Here is an 18,568-nt window from a genome sequence, read left to right as displayed (position 1 = left end):
GACCACACAGCGGTCGCTTGGTTGCCTGGCCCGACGAAACGCCGGGGTCAAGGGCAACCCGGCGCCTTGCGCTGGTGGTCTTCGTCGTACTTTTCCAGGCCTTCCGGGCCCACGCGCTTGCTGATGACCGGCACGGTTTCGGCCTGCCACTCGGACTGGTAGCAACCACCCTTGGGCGGATGCGCCGGGTCGCCATCCGAGGCCGGGCTGCCAGAGCAGGCGCTCAGCAGGCCAGCCAGCATCATCACAGGCAATTGCTTGACCATCAGGCCACTCCCTTTGCCAAGCGCCGACGTCATCAGGCCTTGGCCCGCTCTTCCAGGATTGCCACCGCTGGCAGGACCTTGCCCTCGACGAACTCGAGGAAAGCACCACCACCGGTAGAAATGTAGGAGATTTGCTCGCTGACGCCATATTTGTCGATGGCTGCCAGGGTGTCACCGCCACCGGCGATGGAGAACGCTGCGCTCTCGGCAATGGCTTTTGCCAGCACCTTGGTGCCGTTGCCGAACTGGTCGAACTCGAACACGCCGACCGGGCCGTTCCACAGGATGGTCTTCGACGACTTCAGCAGCTCGGCGAAGTTGGCTGCAGTTTGCGGGCCGATGTCCAGGATCATGTCGTCGGCAGCAACGTCGGCGATGGCCTTGACGGTAGCTTCGGCGCTCTCGGCGAACTCCTTGGCAACCACCACGTCGACGGGCAGCGGCACGCTGACCTTGGCGGCGATGGCCTTGGCGGTGTCGACCAGGTCAGGCTCGTACAGGGACTTGCCAACCGGGTGGCCAGCAGCGGCCAGGAAGGTGTTGGCAATCCCGCCACCAACGATCAGTTGGTCGCAGACCGAGCTCAGGCTGTTCAGTACGTCCAGCTTGGTCGATACCTTGGAACCGGCAACGATGGCTGCCATTGGCTTGGCCGGGGCCTTCAGGGCCTTGCCCAGGGCGTCCAGTTCAGCAGCCAGCAGCGGGCCTGCAGCAGCGACTTTGGCAAACTTGGCTACACCGTGAGTGGAACCTTCGGCGCGGTGGGCGGTGCCGAAGGCGTCCATGACGAACACGTCACACAGGGCAGCGTACTTCTGCGCCAGCTCGTCGGCGTTCTTTTTCTCGCCCTTGTTGAAGCGCACGTTCTCGAACAGCACCAGCTCACCGGCCTGTACCGCGACACCCTCCAGGTAGTCGGCAACCAGTGGCACGTCACGGCCAAGGGCCTTGCTCAGGTAGTCGGCAACCGGCTTGAGGCTGTTCTCGGCAGAGAATTCACCTTCGGTCGGGCGGCCCAGGTGCGAGCAGACCATTACCGCCGCGCCCTTCTCCAGGGCCAGCTTGATGGTCGGCAGCGCTGCCAGGATACGCGCGTCGCTGGTTACCACACCGTCCTTCACAGGCACGTTGAGGTCTTCGCGGATCAGTACGCGCTTACCTTGCAGGTCGAGGTCGGTCATCTTCAACACGGTCATGAATGCAGTCCTTCAGGGCTGTTTGTTGCGGGTTGGGTGAACGACGTGCAGAAAGTGTTCGGCAACGTCGAGCATACGGTTGGCAAAACCCCATTCGTTGTCGAACCAGGCCAGCAGGTTCACCAGGCGGGGGCCGGAAACGCGGGTCTGGCTGGCATCGACAATCGCCGAATGCGGGTCATGGTTGAAATCACAGCTGGCGTGCGGCAGCTCGGTGTAGGCCAGCAAGCCTTTCAGCGGGCCTTCCAGCGCGGCCTCGCGCAGCACCCGGTTGACCTCGGCCGCACTGGTGTCGCGGGCGGTCTGCAGGGTGATGTCCAGGCACGAGACGTTGACGGTCGGTACACGTACCGCTTTGGCCTGGATTCGCCCGGCAAGTTCCGGGAGCAGGCGCTCGATGCCACGTGCCAGACCAGTGGACACCGGGATCACCGACTGGAAGGCCGAACGCGTGCGGCGCAGGTCTTCGTGGTGGTAGGCGTCGATTACCGGCTGGTCGTTCATCGCCGAGTGGATGGTGGTGATCTGCACGTACTCGATGCCGAACGCCTGGTCCAGCACACGTAGCAGCGGCACGCCGCAGTTGGTGGTACACGAGGCATTGGACACCAGGCGTTCGCTGCCGGTCAGGCAGGCCTGATTGATACCGTAGACCACCGTGGCGTCAACGTCGGCCTCGCTGGCCATGGGCTGCGAGAACAGCACACGTGGCGCGCCGGCGTCGAGGAAACGCTGGCCATCGGCACGGGTGTTATAGGCACCCGAGCACTCCAGTACCAGGTCGATACCCAGCGAGGCCCAGTCGATGCCTTCGGGGGTGGCACTGCGCATTACCTTCACGCAGTCGCCATTGATATGCAGACAGTCGCCGTCGACTTTCACCTCACCGGGGAACCGCCCGTGGGTGGAGTCGAAGCGTGTCAGGTATTCCAGGCTGGCCTGGTCGGCCAGGTCGTTCAGCGCGACGATCTCGAAACCGGCCTTCGCCCCCCGCTCGAACAGCGCGCGCAGGACACAGCGGCCGATGCGGCCATAACCGTTGAGTGCAACTTTGTAGGGACGCAGGTGGGACATAGGTAGCTCTTGAACTCCGGCAGTTGAACGGGGCCGCTGCGCGGCCCATTCGCGGCACAAGGCCGCTCCTACAGGGGACGGCGTATGCAATACCCTGTAGGAGCGGCCTTGTGCCGCGAACGAGGGCCAAAGGCCCTCGCCTTCCTTGTATCAGTCTTCCAGCAGCTCTTCGGCAGTGCCCAGGATGTTCTCCAGGGTGAAACCGAATTCTTCGAACAGTGCAGAGGCCGGGGCCGACTCACCGTAGGTGGTCATGCCAATGATACGACCTTCCAGGCCGACGTACTTGTACCAGAAGTCGGCATGGGCGGCTTCGATGGCGATGCGCGCCCCCACTTCCAACGGCAGCACGGACTGCTTGTAGGCAGCGTCCTGGGCGTCGAACACGCTAGTGCTTGGCATCGACACGACGCGCACCTTGCGGCCTTGCTCGGTCAGTTTGTCGAACGCCTGAACGGCAAGGCCCACTTCGGAACCGGTGGCGATCAGGATCAGCTCAGGCTCGCCAGCACAGTCTTTCAGCACGTAACCGCCACGGGCGATGTCAGCGATCTGCTGGGCGTCGCGGTCCTGGTGCTGCAGGTTCTGACGCGAGAAGATCAGCGCCGAAGGGCCATCCTTGCGCTCCAGGGCGTGCTTCCAGGAAACCGCCGACTCAACGGCGTCAGCGGGGCGCCAGGTGTCCAGGTTCGGCGTGCAGCGCAGGCTGGCCAGCTGCTCGATCGGCTGGTGAGTCGGGCCGTCTTCGCCCAGGCCGATGGAGTCGTGGGTGTAGACGTGGATCACACGCTGCTTCATCAGGGCAGACATGCGCACGGCGTTGCGGGCGTATTCCATGAACATCAGGAAGGTCGCGCCGTAAGGCACCAGGCCACCGTGCAGGGCAACGCCGTTCATGATGGCGGTCATGCCGAACTCGCGCACGCCGTAGTACATGTAGTTGCCATTGGCATCTTCATGGCTGACGCCCTTGCAACCTTTCCACAGGGTCAGGTTGGAGCCGGCCAGGTCGGCCGAGCCGCCCAGCAGTTCCGGCAGCAGCGGGCCGAAGGCGTTCAGGGTGTTCTGGCTGGCCTTGCGGCTGGCAATGGTCTCGCCCTTGGCCGCGACTTCAGCAATATAGGCAGCGGCTTTTTCCGCGAAGTCGGCTGGCAGCTCACCGCTCAGGCGGCGCTTGAGCTCGCTGGCCAGTTCCGGGAAGGCAGCAGCGTAAGCGTCGAAACGCGTGTTCCATTCCGCTTCCACCTTGGCACCGGCTTGCTTGGCATCCCACTCGGCGTAGATGTCCGCAGGGACTTCGAACGGACCGTGGTTCCAGTTCAGTTCCTTGCGCGCCAGGGCGATTTCGTCGTTGCCCAGCGGAGCACCGTGGCAGTCTTCCTTGCCCTGCTTGTTCGGCGAACCGAAACCGATGATGGTCTTGCAGCAGATCAGGGTCGGGCGATCGCTCTTGCGGGCGGTGTCGATGGCGGTACGGATCTCGTCGGCGTCGTGGCCATTGACGTTGCGGATCACCAGCCAGTTGTAGGACTCGAAACGCTTCGGCGTGTCGTCGGTGAACCAGCCTTCCACTTCACCGTCGATGGAGATGCCGTTGTCGTCGTAGAAGGCAACCAGCTTGTTCAGGCCCAGGGTGCCGGCCAGCGAGGCGACTTCGTGGGAGATGCCTTCCATCATGCAGCCGTCGCCCAGGAACACGTAGGTGTTGTGGTCGACGACGTTGTGGCCTTCACGGTTGAACTGGGCGCCCAGTACCTTCTCGGCCAGGGCGAAGCCCACGGCGTTGGCCAGGCCTTGGCCCAGCGGGCCGGTGGTGGTCTCCACACCCGGGGTGTAGCCGAACTCCGGGTGGCCCGGGGTACGGCTGTGCAGCTGGCGGAACGATTTGAGGTCATCGATGGTGACGTCGTAGCCGGTCAGGTGCAGCAGCGAGTAGATCAGCATCGAGCCGTGGCCGTTGGACAGCACGAAGCGGTCACGGTCGGCGAAACTCGGGTTGCTCGGGTTGTGCTTCAGATAGTCGCGCCAAAGCACTTCGGCGATATCCGCCATGCCCATGGGGGCACCTGGATGGCCGCTGTTGGCCTTTTGCACGGCATCCATGCTGAGTGCACGAATGGCGTTGGCACGTTCACGACGGCTGGGCATCGCTGATCTCCTGGGGGCTTGAATAGGTAGTGTTACGAAAAAGGCGGCCATTTTCGCCCACTGGGGGGGCTTGGGGCAATGACGTATGGTCGCAGTCGGGGGATTTTCCTGTGATTGGCATTCAATTCGGGGCAAAACCGGGTTAACCGCTCCGCCTATCACCCAATATCAAAACTTTTTGATATTGGCCTTGCTAGGGCATCGATGCCTGTCTAGACTGCCGCCCCATGAACCTCCGTGCGCAATCGATTCCCGAGCAACGCGAAGCATTGGCCGCCCTGTGCAAAGCCAGTGGCGATGCGCTGCGCCTGAATGTTTTGCGCGCACTGGCCAACGATTCGTTCGGCGTGCTGGAGCTGGCGCAGATCTTCGACATCGGCCAGTCGGGCATGAGCCACCACCTGAAGGTGCTGGCCCAGGCCGAGCTGGTGGCAACCCGCCGCGAAGGTAACGCCATCTTCTATCGCCGTGCCCTGCCCGACGGCCTGCGCCTGGGCGGTCGGCTGCATGCGGCGCTGCTCGATGAAGTCGACGACCTGGTCCTGCCGCCAGATGTGCAGGCGCGGATCGCCCAGGTGCAGCAGCGCCGTGCGGCCACCAGCCAGGACTTCTTCCTGCGCGTTGAAGAAAAGTTTCGCGCTCAGCAAGACCTGATCGCCGGCCTGCCACAGTACCGCGAAAGCCTGCTTGCGCTACTCGACAAACTGCATTTCGACCCGACCGCCAGCGCCCTGGAGGTCGGCCCCGGTGACGGCGGCTTCCTCCCCGACCTGGCCCGGCGCTTCGCCCAGGTGACCGCCCTGGACAACAGCCCGACCATGCTCGAACTGGCGCGCCAAGTGTGCCAGCGCGAGGGGCTCGACAACGTGAACCTGCAGTTGGCCGATGCACTGGGTGCAACGGATGTGGCCGCCGACTGCGTTGTGCTGAACATGGTGCTGCACCATTTCAGCGACCCGGCCCTGGCCTTGCGCCAGTTGGCCAAACGGGTGAAGGCAGGCGGTAGCCTGCTGGTCACCGAATTGTGCAGCCATGACCAGGGGTGGGCGCGGGACGCCTGCGGCGACCTGTGGCTTGGCTTTGAACAGGACGACCTGGCCCGCTGGGCCAACGCTGCCGGGCTGGCCCATGGGGACAGCCTGTACGTGGGCTTGCGTAACGGTTTCCAGATCCAGGTCCGCCATTTCCAGCGGACGGCTGGCGACATACACCATCGGTAAATTTCAGGAACCTTCGAGATGAGCGAATACTCCCTTTTCACCTCCGAGTCCGTGTCCGAAGGGCATCCGGACAAGATCGCCGACCAGATTTCGGACGCCGTCCTTGATGCCATCATCGCTCAGGACAAATACGCCCGCGTAGCGTGCGAAACCCTGGTCAAGACCGGTGTCGCCATCATCGCCGGCGAAGTCACCACTTCGGCCTGGGTCGACCTTGAAGACCTGGTGCGCAAGGTCATCATCGACATCGGCTACAACAGCTCGGACGTCGGCTTCGACGGCGCCACCTGCGCCGTGATGAACATCATCGGCAAGCAGTCGGTGGACATCGCCCAGGGCGTGGACCGCTCCAAGCCAGAAGACCAGGGCGCCGGTGACCAGGGCCTGATGTTCGGCTATGCCAGCAACGAAACCGAAGTGCTGATGCCGGCACCGATCTGCTTCTCGCACCGTCTGGTCGAGCGCCAGGCCGAAGCGCGCAAGTCCGGCCTGCTGCCGTGGCTGCGCCCAGATGCCAAGTCGCAGGTCACCTGCCGCTACGAAAACGGCAAGGTAGTCGGTATCGACGCCGTGGTGCTGTCGACCCAGCACAACCCGGAAGTGTCGCAGAAAGATCTGCAAGAAGCCGTGATGGAGCTGATCGTCAAGCACACCCTGCCTGCCGAGTTGCTGCACAAGGGCACCCAGTACCACATCAACCCGACCGGCAACTTCATCATCGGTGGCCCGGTGGGTGACTGTGGCCTGACCGGCCGCAAGATCATCGTCGACTCCTACGGCGGCATGGCCCGCCACGGTGGTGGCGCGTTCTCCGGCAAGGACCCGTCCAAGGTCGACCGTTCCGCTGCCTACGCCGGCCGCTACGTAGCCAAGAACATCGTTGCCGCCGGCCTGGCCGAGCGCTGCGAGATCCAGGTGTCGTACGCCATTGGCGTGGCCCAGCCGACCTCCATCTCGATCAACACCTTCGGCACCGGCAAGGTCTCCGACGACAAGATCATCCAGCTGGTGCGTGAGTGCTTCGACCTGCGTCCATACGCCATCACCACCATGCTCGACCTGCTGCACCCGATGTACCAGGAAACCGCTGCCTACGGCCACTTCGGCCGTACCCCGCAGCAGAAGACTGTCGGCGACGACACCTTCACCACCTTCACCTGGGAGCGCACCGACCGCGCCCAGTCGCTGCGTGACGCTGCCGGCCTGTAAGTTTTCCTGCAGCGCCAGACGAAAGCCCCTGCAGAGCAATCGGCAGGGGCTTTTTTGTGACATATCGGCTGACAATCGCGCGGCGGCAAGCGCCTGCGAAGCTGCCTAGGCTGGAGGACTCACCCGCCATGCAAGGATGCTGGCCATGCCTTACCTGCTGCTTGTCCTGCTGTTTGCGCTACACACCCCACTGGCCAGCGCCACCTCATGCCCCGACTGGAAGCCGCAACAGGCCAGGTCCGAAGTTGCGCAATTGCGCGCCACGCTTGCCCGATGGGACGAGCACTACCATCGCCAAGGTGTTGCCCTGGTCGCCGATGAACTGTACGACCAAAGCCGCCAGCGCCTGAATCACCTGCAGCAGTGCTTCGCGGTTGGCAGCAGCACCTCCGCCTTGGCCAGCGCTCGCGGCCCGGTCCCCCACCCAGTGCCGCATACCGGCGTCGACAAGCTGGCAGACCGCCAGGCCGTGGCGCGATGGATGGCCGGCAAGACCGGCGTGTGGGTACAGCCCAAGGTCGACGGTGTTGCAGTTTCCCTCACTTACCAGCAGGGCCGATTGGTACAGCTGACCAGCCGGGGTGACGGTGTACACGGCCATGACTGGAGCCGACACATTCCAGAACTCGGCGCAATCACCCGACAGTTGCCCATGCCGGTAGACCTGCACTTGCAAGGTGAGCTGTATCTGCGCCTGAACGAACACGTACAAGCCAAGGCAGGCAGTGCCAACGCCCGCGGCACCGTGGCCGGGCTGCTCGCACGCAAGCAACTGTCCGCCGAGCAAGCGGACACGATCGGCCTGTTCGTGTGGAGCTGGCCGCAGGGCCCCGGGCAACAAGCAGAACGCCTCGCACAGCTGGCACAACTGGGGTTCCCGGACAGCCTGCGTTACAGCATCGCCATCGACACGCTGGAGGACGCAGCACACTGGCGTGAGCACTGGTACCGCTCCCCCCTGCCCTTTGCCACCGATGGTGTGATCCTGCGCCAGGGCAGCCGGCCGCCCGCGCAGCGCTGGCAAGCCAAGGCGCCATACTGGATCGCGGCCTGGAAATACCCCTATGTGCAAGCCTTGGCCGAGGTGCGCGACGTGCGCTTTAGGGTTGGCCGCACCGGCAGGGTCACGCCCATTGTGCATGTGCAGCCGGTAACCCTCGATGACCGGCGCATTTCCCAGGTAAGCCTTGGCTCGCTGGGGCGCTGGCAAGCCTTGGATATCCGCCCCGGCGACCAGGTGGCCATCAGCCTGGCCGGGCTGACCATTCCACGTCTGGACCACGTCGTGCACCGCGCTGTCGAGCGCCAGCCACTGGCCGTGCCTGCACCCGACCAGCATCATGCCCACAGCTGCTGGCAGGCCAGCGAAGGCTGTGAAGAGCAATTCATTGCCCGGCTTGCCTGGCTTGGCGGAAAACAAGGCCTGGCCTTGCCGCGTACCGGGCCCGGCACATGGCGCCGGCTGGTCGAAGCGGGCCTGGTAACGTCGATGACCGACTGGCTGCATCTCGATGCCGAGCGCCTGCAGCAAGTACCCGGCATAAGCAGCCTGACGGCGGCACAGCTGCTGGGCAGCTTCGACCAAGCGCGCTCACGCCCCTTCGATCAGTGGCTGCGCGGCATTGGCGCGCCCGTCAGCAAGCACCAACAACTGACAGGCGACTGGGCAGAGCTGGCGTCACGCAGTACCGGGCAATGGCAAACCGTGCCCGGCATCGGCGCAAAACGCTCGCGCCAACTTGTGGATTTCTTCGCGGCCCCTGAGGTGCAGGCCGTTGCTGCACGGTTGGCGAAAACCGGCATAGAGGGGTTCCCCGCGAGCCCCCAGCGCATTGAGCAATGATTTTTTACCATTTAGCTCGTAGGAAAAACCCGAGATTCAAGCCGAAAACCTCACCAAGGGTTCCTAAATGGGCAAAACCAAGGCAGGATTTCCACCAACTTTTGCTGCCCCGCCCCGTTCAGGAGGCTTTTCATGAAACGCATTTCGACTCTTATCCTGCTCGCATCACTGGGTTTGGCTGCGGGAGCTGTACAAGCGGCCCAGCCGGACCCAGGCCTGACCGGTTGCGCCGCCAAGCGCAGCGCCATCGAGAACCAGTTGAAAATCGCCCGCGACCACGGCAACAGCGACCAGGTCGCCGGGCTGGAGGAAGCACTGCGTGGCGTGGACAACTGCACCGACGCGAGCCTGCGCAAAGAGCGTGAGCAGAAGGTGCTGGATGCACGTCACGAAGTGGCGCAGCGGGAAAAAGACCTGAAGAAAGCCGAGAAAAAAGGCGACGCGGAGAAGATCAACAAGCGCAAGGACAAGCTTGCAGAATCGCGTAAGGAGCTGCAGGAAGCCGTGGACGATCTGGATCGCTAACAGCGATTTGCGTTGCCCTTACTGGCCTCATCGTCGGCAAGCCAGCTCCCACAGGTATCACACTGCCTTCAATTACTGCGCAGTACCTGTGGGAGCTGGCTTGCCGGCGATGAGGCCACAGCAGGCCATCAATGATTACGAAACTCGGTATGGCACGCCTTGCACGCCGCTTCGACCTTGTCCATCGGCGCTTTCAGCTGTGCAGCGTCCAGCGGCTGGCTGCGGCTGACATCGACCAGTTCGCCCGTGACGCTTTCCAGCTGCCGGGCCAGGTCATGAAAACGCGCCTGACGCTCCCATACCTCTGCGCGCGCGGCACTGTCACCGCCATCGCGCACCTGCGGAAAGTGCTGCCAGGGTTGATGCGACAGGCTGTCCAGCTTCAGCGCACCGTCGGCAAACTTCAGCCCGTCGAACGGCAACCGGCCACGCAGCATGCCGCCCAGGTCTTCACTGGTCTTGAGCATGTCCTTGAATATCACCTTGCGTTTGCCCAGTGGCGAGTTCGGGTCAACCCGGTCACAACCACTCAGGGCCAGGGCGGCCAGCAAAACAACGGTCAATCGCTTCAACATCACGCTCACTTCGGCCTACGCAAATGGGCGGCCAGTATCGCTGCCCAAGGGCCAAACACCAATAGCCACATAAAAAACAGGGGCGAATTTTCATGTTCGCCCATGACAGGAATGCACACATGACATCTGCCCTGCGCCACCTGGCCTGGACACTCCCAGTGCTGGCTTTGCTGGCCGGCTGCAACGGCGGCGAAGGCGCCAAGCCCGAGCCCCACGCCATCGCCACCTACGCCCCGGCCACCTGGAAAGACCTCCCCGCAGTCAGCGACGAAGACCTGCTGGCCGGTTTCTACGCCTGGCGCAGCGGCTGTGAGAAGCTCAAGCGCGACCCGGTGTGGGCCGCCACCTGCGAAGCGGCCGGCAGCGACACGGCGAGCGCTGCCCAGGTGCGTACCTTCCTTGAGCAGAATCTGCAGGTTTATGGCCTGCGCTCCGCCGAGAACAATGCCAACGGCCTGATTACCGGTTACTACGAGCCGGTCTACCCCGGCAGCCTGAGCCAATCGGCGACCAACCATGTGGCGGTTTACGGCCCCCCGGATGACATGATCGTGGTCGACCTGGCCAGCGTATACCCCGAGCTGAAGGGCAAGCGCCTGCGTGGTCGGCTCGATGGCCGGGTCCTCAAACCATACGACACTGCCGAAGTGATCAACCGTAACGGCGTCAAGGCACCGGTGCTGGCCTGGCTGACCGACCCGATGGACCTGCAATTCCTGCAGATCCAGGGTTCGGGCCGGGTACAACTGGAAGACGGCCGTCAGCTGCGTCTGGGCTACGCCGATCAGAACGGCCACCCCTACCGGCCGATTGGCCGCTGGCTGGTGGAGCAGGGCCAGTTGAAAAAAGAAGAAGTGAGCATGGGTGCGATTCATGCCTGGGCCCAGGCCAACCCGCAGCGCGTACCGGAACTGCTGGCCAGCAACCCCAGCTACGTATTCTTCAGCACCCGCCCGGACAGCAACGAAGGCCCGCGCGGTTCCTTGAACGTACCGCTCACCGCCGGCTACAGCGTGGCGATCGACCGCAAGGTAATTCCGCTGGGCAGCCTGTTGTGGCTTTCCACCACGCGCCCGGACGGCTCGCCAGTGGTGCGCCCGGTGGGTGCGCAGGACACTGGTGGGGCGATTGCGGGTGAAGTGCGTGCCGACCTGTTCTGGGGCACCGGGCCGGAAGCCGGCGAGCTGGCGGGGAACATGAAGCAGCAGGGGCAGATCTGGATGCTCTGGCCTAAAGGCCAGCCACTACCTGAGGTACCTAAGGTACCTTGATCGGTGTTGCCTTCTTCGCGGGCAAGCCCGCGAAGAAGGCAACGCGGTTTCAGATGGAAACCACGAAGAACGACACGATAATTGCCAACCCGGCAAACCACACCAGCGAGCGCAAGGCCGCCCAATCGGCCAGGTAGCAGATGATGTAAAGCAAGCGGCTGGTGATGTACATCACCCCCAGCACATCCTGCGTCACCTGCTCGGCATTACCGACGATATCCGCCACCAGCACCGCAGCCGCAAACGCCGGGAATGCCTCGTAGCCATTCTGCTGCGCCGCATGGGCACGCCGTGGCAAGCCCGACAAGGTATCAAGGAAGGCTCGCGGGTCGTGATTGTCCTTGAGGCCGAACCGGCCGCTGGCCACCTTGGCGATCAAGGCACACAGCGGGTTCAGCAGCAGCGCGATCAGGATGCACCACAGGGCAACGGTCATGCTCAGACTCCTTGTTCGATAATGGGTTAGAGCTTCATCACCAGCATGCCTGCCAGGACCAGCCCGCAAGCTAGGAGTCTCGGCCCGCCAAAAGGTTCTTTGAGGTAGCGCATACCCAGCACCACCACCAGGATCACGCTCAACTCCCGCAACGCGGCCGCCTCGGCCACCGACCCCAGGTGCATGGCCCACAACACCAGGGCATAGCTGAACAATACGCAGAACCCTACCGCCAGCCCCAGGCGCCATTGGGTACGCCAGAACAGTACAAACGGCGCCCGCCGCGCTATGCCAGCCAACAACGGAAATTGCCAAGCACTGAGCAGGGTCAGCCACACCAGGTAATCCCATGGTTTGCCCCACAGTCGCACGGCCTGGCCGTCGAACCAGGTGTAGCAACCAATGCACAGGCCAATCAACGCAACCACCGGTAACATCGACCAGGGCAGCCGCTCACCGCCGCCGCCCTGCCACAACAGGCAGGCCATTCCACAGGGGATCAACAGGATACCGATGATCTGCTGCTGGCTCAGCGACTCCCCGGCGAAGGCCAGGGTCAGCCCCAGCACCACCAGCGGCGACAGCCCGCGCATCAGAGGATAGACCAGCCCCAGGTCGCCCACGCGGTAGGCCTTGATCAGCAGGTAGCGGTACAGCTGCTCGGCCAACGCTGATGCTATCAACCAGGGCCATATTTCAGCTGGCGGCACATCGACGAAGGATACCGCCAGCACCGCGAACACCAGGGCCACCGTGTCCATGCTGGCGATCACCAGCAAGCGCTCGCCGCTGAATTTGATCAGGGTATTCCAGGTCGCATGCAGCAAGGCGGCGACCAGCACCAGGGATGTTGCCAACACGCCTTCTTATCCTTAATGGCTTTTTATTGATGTGAATATATAGCGTTCAGGGGCCGCTGTGCGGCCCAATCGCCGGCAAGCCAGCTCCCACATTGACCGCGCCGCTTTCAAGGATGATGCCCTACATGTGGGAGCTGGCTTGCCGGCGATTGGGCTGCGCAGCAGCCCCTTACATGGGAACGATTTGGACTAATTGGGTCAAACCTTGTGTCCCGAACCCCGCGCCAGGTCATCAAAGAACTGCCCGAGCCATTCGGGTAACGACTTGGAAGCCACTGTCACAGGATTCGGGATGCTTGAATTAGTTGCCGCGTTTATCTGCCTCACCACCCTCCTCACCTATGTAAATTACCGCTTCATCGGCCTGCCCCCCGCCATCGGCGTGATGGTTACGGCACTGCTGTTCTCCCTGATGCTGCAGGGCCTGAGCCTGATCGGCTTCCCTGGCCTGGAAGAACGCGTCGAAGGGCTGATGAACCAGATCGATTTCAACGACCTGTTGATGCACTGGATGCTGGCGTTCCTGCTGTTTGCCGGCGCACTGCACGTGAACCTCAGCGATCTGCGCAGTTACCGCTGGCCGATCGGTTTGCTCGCGACAATCGGGGTGCTGATTGCCACCGTGGTCATCGGTTACCTGTCGCACTGGGTATTCGCGATGTTCGGCTGGCAAGTGCCGCTGATCTACTGCCTGCTGTTCGGTGCGCTGATCTCGCCTACCGACCCGATTGCCGTGCTGGGCGCGCTGCGTACCGCCAACGCCTCCAAACCGCTGAAAACCACCATCGTCGGTGAGTCGCTGTTCAACGATGGCACCGCGGTGGTGGTGTTCACCGTGTTGCTGGGCATCATTCAGCTGGGTGAAACGCCGAGCATGACCGACACGGCGATCCTGTTCGCCCGCGAGGCCATAGGCGGCGTGGTGTTTGGTGGCCTGATCGGCTACGCCACCTACCGCATGATCAAGAGCATCGAGCAGTACCAGGTGGAAGTCATGCTGACCCTGGCGCTGGTCATCGGCGGCTCGGCCATGTGTTACGAGCTGCACGTCTCTGCGCCGATCGCCATGGTGGTGGCCGGCCTGATCATCGGCAACCTGGGCCGCAACCTGGCGATGAACGACATGACCCGTCGCTACATGGACGGTTTCTGGGAGCTGATCGATGACATGCTCAACGCCCTGCTGTTCGCGCTGATCGGCCTGGAGCTGCTGCTGTTGCCGTTCAACTGGATGCACCTGGCGGCCGGCAGTGTGCTGGCGCTGGCGGTGCTGCTGTCGAGGCTGCTGACCGTGGCCCCGGCCATTGTGTTGCTGCGCCGCTGGCGCCCGGTGCCCAAAGGCACGGTGCGGGTGCTGACCTGGGGCGGCCTGCGTGGCGGGGTGTCGGTGGCACTGGCGCTGTCGCTGCCACTGGGCGCGGAGCGTGACCTGCTGCTGTCGATCACCTACATCGTGGTGTTGTCGTCGATCCTGGTGCAGGGCTTGAGCATCGGGCGGGTGGTGCGCAAGGTCAGCGCCCAGCCTTGAGAATGCCGGGGCCGCTTTGCGGCCCCAGAAAATCGTCACTCGACTGCCGAATCCGGGAACTGGTCCTGGACATACTTGATCTCGGTGCGCCCGTGCGCTGCCGGCAAGCCGTCTTCACCGAGATTGACGAACACCATCTTGTCGACGGTCAGAATGCTCTTGCGGGTGATCTTGTTGCGCACTTCGCACTTGAGGGTGATCGAGGTGCGGCCGAACTCTGTGGCAGTGATGCCCAGCTCGATGATGTCACCCTGGCGCGAAGCACTGACGAAGTTGATTTCCGATATGTATTTGGTCACGACGCGCTGGTTGCCCAGCTGGACGATGGCGTAGATGGCCGCCTCTTCGTCGATCCAGCGCAACAGGCTGCCACCGAACAGGGTGCCATTGGGGTTGAGGTCTTCGGGTTTAACCCACTTGCGGGTGTGAAAGTTCATCTGTACTCCTGACCTGCTTGGCTAACGTGTAGCAATGATGGCAGAGCGGCTGCCTTCGCTCCATTGAACATCGACTATCGTCGCGATTAATCGACGGAAAACCTTGGGCAAGCCGGCGGGGGCAGCTATAATCTGCGCCGTTTTACATGGTTGCCCACAGCGGTGCCATGCCCGCCACCTGTCCGAGGGGCGCTGCAGCAGGCTAGGCCTGTCAGGCTCGGATGGGGCGTTGCTCGCTCCCGCGAGCGCTTAACGCACAACGGCGCCCATTCGCACATTACGAATGGAGGCTCTCATGAGCGCTGCAAACATGCCTGCTGGTTTTACCGATTACAAAGTCGCCGACATCTCCCTGGCCGCCTGGGGCCGTCGCGAAACCATTATTGCCGAATCGGAAATGCCTGCGCTGATGGGCCTGCGTCGCAAGTACCTGGCCGAGCAACCGCTCAAGGGTGCGAAGATCCTGGGCTGCATCCACATGACCATCCAGACCGCCGTGCTGATCGAAACCCTGGTTGCCCTGGGTGCCGAAGTGCGCTGGTCGTCCTGCAACATTTTCTCGACTCAAGACCAGGCCGCCGCTTCGATCGCCGCCGCCGGTATCCCGGTGTTCGCCTGGAAAGGTGAAACCGAAGAAGAGTACGAGTGGTGCCTGGAGCAGACCATCCTGAAAGATGGCCAGCCATGGGACGCCAACATGATCCTCGACGACGGTGGTGACCTGACCGAACTGCTGCACAAGAAGTACCCGCAGGTACTGGACCGCGTGCACGGCGTGACCGAAGAGACCACCACCGGCGTACACCGCCTGCTGGACATGCTGGCCAAGGGCGAGCTGAAAGTCCCGGCGATCAACGTCAACGACTCGGTCACCAAGAGCAAGAACGACAACAAGTACGGCTGCCGTCACAGCCTGAACGATGCCATCAAGCGTGGTACCGACCACCTGCTGTCGGGCAAGCAGGCCCTGGTTATCGGCTACGGTGACGTGGGCAAGGGCTCGGCCCAGTCCCTGCGTCAGGAAGGCATGATCGTCAAGGTCACCGAAGTTGACCCGATCTGCGCCATGCAAGCCTGCATGGACGGCTTCGAGCTGGTCTCGCCGTTCATCGACGGTATCAACGACGGCACCGAAGCCAGCATCGACAAGGCCCTGCTGGGCAAGATCGACCTGATCGTCACCACCACCGGTAACGTCAACGTCTGCGATGCCAACATGCTCAAGGCCCTGAAGAAGCGTGCCGTGGTCTGCAACATCGGCCACTTCGACAATGAGATCGACACCGCCTTCATGCGCAAGAACTGGGCCTGGGAAGAGGTCAAGCCGCAGGTACACAAGATCCACCGTACCGGCGCTGGCAGCTTCGACCCGCAGAACGACGACTACCTGATCCTGCTGGCCGAAGGCCGTCTGGTCAACCTGGGTAACGCCACTGGCCACCCAAGCCGCATCATGGACGGTTCGTTCGCCAACCAGGTGCTGGCACAGATCTTCCTGTTCGAGCAGAAGTACGCCGACCTGTCGGCCGAGAAGAAAGCCGAGCGCCTGACTGTTGAAGTACTGCCGAAGAAACTCGACGAAGAAGTGGCCCTGGAAATGGTCCGCGGCTTCGGCGGCGTGGTTACCAAGCTGACCAAGCAGCAAGCCGACTACATCGGCGTGACCGTCGAGGGCCCGTTCAAGCCGCACGCCTACCGCTACTAAGTAGTCGCAGGCAACGCTTCGCAACGATGCCCAAGCCAGGCCGGCCCACACCGCCCTGGCTTTTACTTGCAGCCTGCCGCTTGAAGCAGGCTGCTTGAGGAACGAGTAATGTCACAAGAACGCCGCTACAGTTTCGAGTTCTTCCCGACCAAGACCGACGCCGGTCACGAAAAGCTGATGGGCGTCGCCCGCCAGCTGGCCACCTACAACCCGGACTTCTTCTCCTGCACCTACGGTGCCGGTGGCTCGACCCGCGACCGCACGCTGAACACCGTGCTGCAGCTGGAAAGCGAAGTGAAGGTACCGGCCGCACCGCACCTGTCGTGCGTGGGCGACTCCAAGGACGACTTGCGCGCCCTGCTGGCGGAATACAAGGCTGCCGGCATCAAGCGCATCGTCGCCCTGCGTGGCGACCTGCCATCGGGCATGGGCATGGCCAGTGGCGAACTGCGCTACGCCAGTGACCTGGTCGAGTTCATCCGCCAGGAAACAGCTGACCACTTCCACCTGGAAGTGGCCGCTTACCCGGAAATGCACCCACAGGCGCGCAATTTCGAAACCGACCTGGCCAACTTCGTGCACAAGGTCAAGGCTGGCGCCGACAGCGCCATCACCCAGTACTTCTTCAACGCCGACAGCTACTTCTACTTCGTCGAGCGCACACAGAAGCTGGGCGTGGACATCCCGGTGGTACCCGGCATCATGCCGATCACCAACTACAGCAAGCTGGCGCGCTTCTCCGACGCCTGTGGCGCCGAGATCCCGCGCTGGATCCGCAAGCAGCTGGAAGCCTATGCCGACGACACCGCCAGCATCCAGGCATTTGGCGAAGAAGTGATTACCCGCATGTGCGAACAGCTGCTGCAAGGCGGCGCACCGGGCCTGCACTTCTACACCTTGAACCAGGCCGAGCCAAGCCTGGCGATCTGGAACAACCTGAAGCTGCCGCGCTGAAACTTTTTGGCAAAGTCTGCTTAAGAAATGATTAAGGCTTTGGTCATAGACTAAAGCCTTATTCATTTCCGGGTTACAGGTCTTGCCAGCCATGCAGCATCCCCAGCCATCGCGCCCACAACTTGTCTACCTGGCTTTTGGTCCGGCAACCTACCATCAGGAAGCCTGCTTCAGCATCGTCAGCGCCCTCGCCCACCTGGGGCCGGCAGCAGGCGAAGCCATGGACATCCAGGTATACACCGACAACCCGCAGCCCTACGCCAGGCTGCCCGTCACGGTCCACTTGCTGGACGAAGCCACGCGCCAGGCATGGAACGCCCCACACGGTTATCATTTTCGCAGCAAGCATGTACTGCTGCGCCAAGTGCTGCAGCAACACCCGCTGGCCGTGCTGATCGACACCGACACCTTCTTCCGCACATCGCCGCTGCAGCTGTTCGCCCGGGTGGCCCCTGGCAAGCTGCTGTGCAATGCCATCGGCCCACGCTATGGTGCGAACCAGAAGTGCCTGCTGTACAAGAGCCTGCTGTCCATATTGCAAGCCCGGGGCCTGGCCGACTGCCAGATGCCACTGGTCAACTCTGGGGTAATCGGCCTCACAGCAGCGGACGCCAGCACCCTGGACCGTTCCATCGACATGATGGACGAGTTCCACCCGCTGGCGCGCGAGGCGTACACACTCGAAGAGTTCTGCCTGGCGGTGGCGGCCTACCGCAAACTAGAGCTGGCCGAGTGCACCGATGTCATTCACCACTACTGGAGCCGCAAGGCGCAGTTCCGCGCCAAGATCCAGGCCTGGTTGCGCAAGCACGGCCATGACCCGCTGAGCCAGGCGGCGCTGGCCGACGTCGCCTTGGTCAATGACCAGCTACCACGGCCGCCTGCCCTGCACCGCCTGGGCTACAAGGCGCTGAGCCTGACCCTGCCGCGCCACGAACGCCAGTTTGCCCGCGAGCTGTTGTATGGGTGCTACCCCTACCCCAACGAATTCGACCTCGCCTGCGCGCCGGCCTGGTGGGACAAGGCCCTGGAGAACCTCAATGCCCGTCATGGCCAGATGCAGCCCGAGCAACTGCGCCAGTGCTTGCGCCACCCGGGGTTGCGCCTGTCGTTGGGCGAACGGCGCAAAGAGATCGAGGTGCATCTGCTCAGAGCATCGCAAGGCTGATACGCCCGCCACCCCATTGCCTTACATCGTCCCTGCGGGAGCGGGCATGCCCGCTCCCGCAGATCAGTATCTGAGCAGGACAATTACCCCACAAGATCGCGGCCGCTTTGAATATCAGGCCTCTGGCCTTGATTCGGCCGAGCGCGTAATCTC

At 62.8% G+C, this 18,568-nt stretch carries 17 protein-coding genes and 1 riboswitch; of the genes, 9 read left to right on the top strand and 8 right to left on the bottom strand.

The features are described 5' to 3' along the window. Positions 1–47: 47 nt before the first annotated feature. The 4 genes from SB756_RS14910 to tkt form a co-directional block, all read right to left on the bottom strand. Entirely contained in the window at positions 48–299 is a 252-nt protein-coding gene (locus SB756_RS14910; protein ID WP_016489511.1) for a hypothetical protein, read from the bottom strand. Further along, positions 299–1,462 (bottom strand): phosphoglycerate kinase, encoded by a 1,164-nt coding sequence (locus SB756_RS14905; protein ID WP_341796944.1) that lies wholly within the window; start codon positions 1,460–1,462, stop codon positions 299–301. The genes SB756_RS14910 and SB756_RS14905 overlap by 1 nt, the downstream gene beginning before the upstream one ends. Positions 1,463–1,474: 12 nt before the next feature. Further along, positions 1,475–2,536, bottom strand: a complete 1,062-nt coding sequence (gene epd, locus SB756_RS14900; protein WP_049272988.1) for an erythrose-4-phosphate dehydrogenase — start codon at positions 2,534–2,536, stop codon at positions 1,475–1,477. 150 nt (positions 2,537–2,686) lie between these two features. Beyond that, complete coding sequence (tkt, locus tag SB756_RS14895) at positions 2,687–4,684, bottom strand: transketolase (protein ID WP_341796945.1); 1,998 nt, start codon at positions 4,682–4,684, stop codon at positions 2,687–2,689. Between the two features lie 227 nt (positions 4,685–4,911). On the opposite strand from tkt, the gene SB756_RS14890 reads away from it, so the two are divergent. The 4 genes from SB756_RS14890 (at position 4,912) to SB756_RS14875 (ending at position 9,481) form a co-directional block, all read left to right on the top strand. Beyond that, positions 4,912–5,904, top strand: a complete 993-nt coding sequence (locus SB756_RS14890; protein ID WP_410911030.1) for an ArsR/SmtB family transcription factor — start codon at positions 4,912–4,914, stop codon at positions 5,902–5,904. 18 nt (positions 5,905–5,922) lie between these two features. Then, positions 5,923–7,113 carry a methionine adenosyltransferase gene (metK, locus tag SB756_RS14885; RefSeq protein ID WP_003249375.1) on the top strand — a complete coding sequence of 397 codons (1,191 nt, stop codon included), beginning with the start codon at positions 5,923–5,925 and terminating at the stop codon, positions 7,111–7,113. Between the two features lie 145 nt (positions 7,114–7,258). Beyond that, positions 7,259–8,956 (top strand): NAD-dependent DNA ligase LigB, encoded by a 1,698-nt coding sequence (gene ligB, locus SB756_RS14880; protein WP_341796946.1) that lies wholly within the window; start codon positions 7,259–7,261, stop codon positions 8,954–8,956. Between the two features lie 132 nt (positions 8,957–9,088). Continuing rightward, positions 9,089–9,481 (top strand): DUF1090 domain-containing protein, encoded by a 393-nt coding sequence (locus SB756_RS14875; protein WP_063423366.1) that lies wholly within the window; start codon positions 9,089–9,091, stop codon positions 9,479–9,481. Between the two features lie 128 nt (positions 9,482–9,609). Here SB756_RS14875 and SB756_RS14870 read toward each other — a convergent pair whose 3' ends face one another. Further along, on the bottom strand, positions 9,610–10,056 hold the full coding sequence (locus SB756_RS14870; RefSeq protein WP_016501951.1) for a c-type cytochrome: 447 nt from the start codon (positions 10,054–10,056) through the stop codon (positions 9,610–9,612). Positions 10,057–10,175: 119 nt separating this feature from the next. On the opposite strand from SB756_RS14870, the gene SB756_RS14865 reads away from it, so the two are divergent. Beyond that, the gene (locus SB756_RS14865) at positions 10,176–11,327 is read left to right on the top strand and encodes a murein transglycosylase A (protein WP_341796947.1); all 1,152 of its coding nucleotides are present in this window, start codon (positions 10,176–10,178) and stop codon (positions 11,325–11,327) included. Between the two features lie 49 nt (positions 11,328–11,376). On the opposite strand, the gene SB756_RS14860 is transcribed toward SB756_RS14865, so the two are convergent. Together SB756_RS14860 and SB756_RS14855 are read right to left on the bottom strand one after the other, a co-directional pair. Next, positions 11,377–11,763 carry an MAPEG family protein gene (locus tag SB756_RS14860; RefSeq protein ID WP_016501953.1) on the bottom strand — a complete coding sequence of 129 codons (387 nt, stop codon included), beginning with the start codon at positions 11,761–11,763 and terminating at the stop codon, positions 11,377–11,379. 26 nt (positions 11,764–11,789) lie between these two features. Continuing rightward, positions 11,790–12,623: an EamA family transporter gene (locus SB756_RS14855; RefSeq protein WP_410911029.1), complete on the bottom strand. Its 834-nt coding sequence runs from the start codon at positions 12,621–12,623 to the stop codon at positions 11,790–11,792. Positions 12,624–12,915: 292 nt separating this feature from the next. Between SB756_RS14855 and SB756_RS14850 the strand changes: the two genes are divergently transcribed. Then, the gene (locus tag SB756_RS14850; protein WP_049272981.1) at positions 12,916–14,151 is read left to right on the top strand and encodes a cation:proton antiporter; all 1,236 of its coding nucleotides are present in this window, start codon (positions 12,916–12,918) and stop codon (positions 14,149–14,151) included. A 35-nt stretch (positions 14,152–14,186) separates the two neighbouring features. On the opposite strand, the gene SB756_RS14845 is transcribed toward SB756_RS14850, so the two are convergent. Next, the gene (locus SB756_RS14845) at positions 14,187–14,588 is read right to left on the bottom strand and encodes an acyl-CoA thioesterase (RefSeq protein WP_016501956.1); all 402 of its coding nucleotides are present in this window, start codon (positions 14,586–14,588) and stop codon (positions 14,187–14,189) included. Between the two features lie 178 nt (positions 14,589–14,766). Further along, positions 14,767–14,863, top strand: a riboswitch (S-adenosyl-L-homocysteine riboswitch). Positions 14,864–14,883: 20 nt separating this feature from the next. Between SB756_RS14845 and ahcY the strand changes: the two genes are divergently transcribed. From ahcY to SB756_RS14830, 3 genes are all read left to right on the top strand, one after another. Then, complete coding sequence (gene ahcY / locus SB756_RS14840; protein WP_410911028.1) at positions 14,884–16,293, top strand: adenosylhomocysteinase; 1,410 nt, start codon at positions 14,884–14,886, stop codon at positions 16,291–16,293. 108 nt (positions 16,294–16,401) lie between these two features. Then, positions 16,402–17,247, top strand: a complete 846-nt coding sequence (gene metF / locus SB756_RS14835) for a methylenetetrahydrofolate reductase [NAD(P)H] (protein ID WP_341796950.1) — start codon at positions 16,402–16,404, stop codon at positions 17,245–17,247. 91 nt (positions 17,248–17,338) lie between these two features. Next, entirely contained in the window at positions 17,339–18,415 is a 1,077-nt protein-coding gene (locus SB756_RS14830; RefSeq protein WP_341796951.1) for a hypothetical protein, read from the top strand. Positions 18,416–18,568: the final 153 nt, after the last annotated feature.

The sequence above is a fragment of the Pseudomonas sp. SIMBA_068 genome (genome assembly GCF_046534705.1).
Taxonomy (GTDB): Bacteria; Pseudomonadota; Gammaproteobacteria; order Pseudomonadales; family Pseudomonadaceae; genus Aquipseudomonas; species Aquipseudomonas putida.
This window is presented reverse-complemented; position numbering and strand designations above follow the sequence as displayed.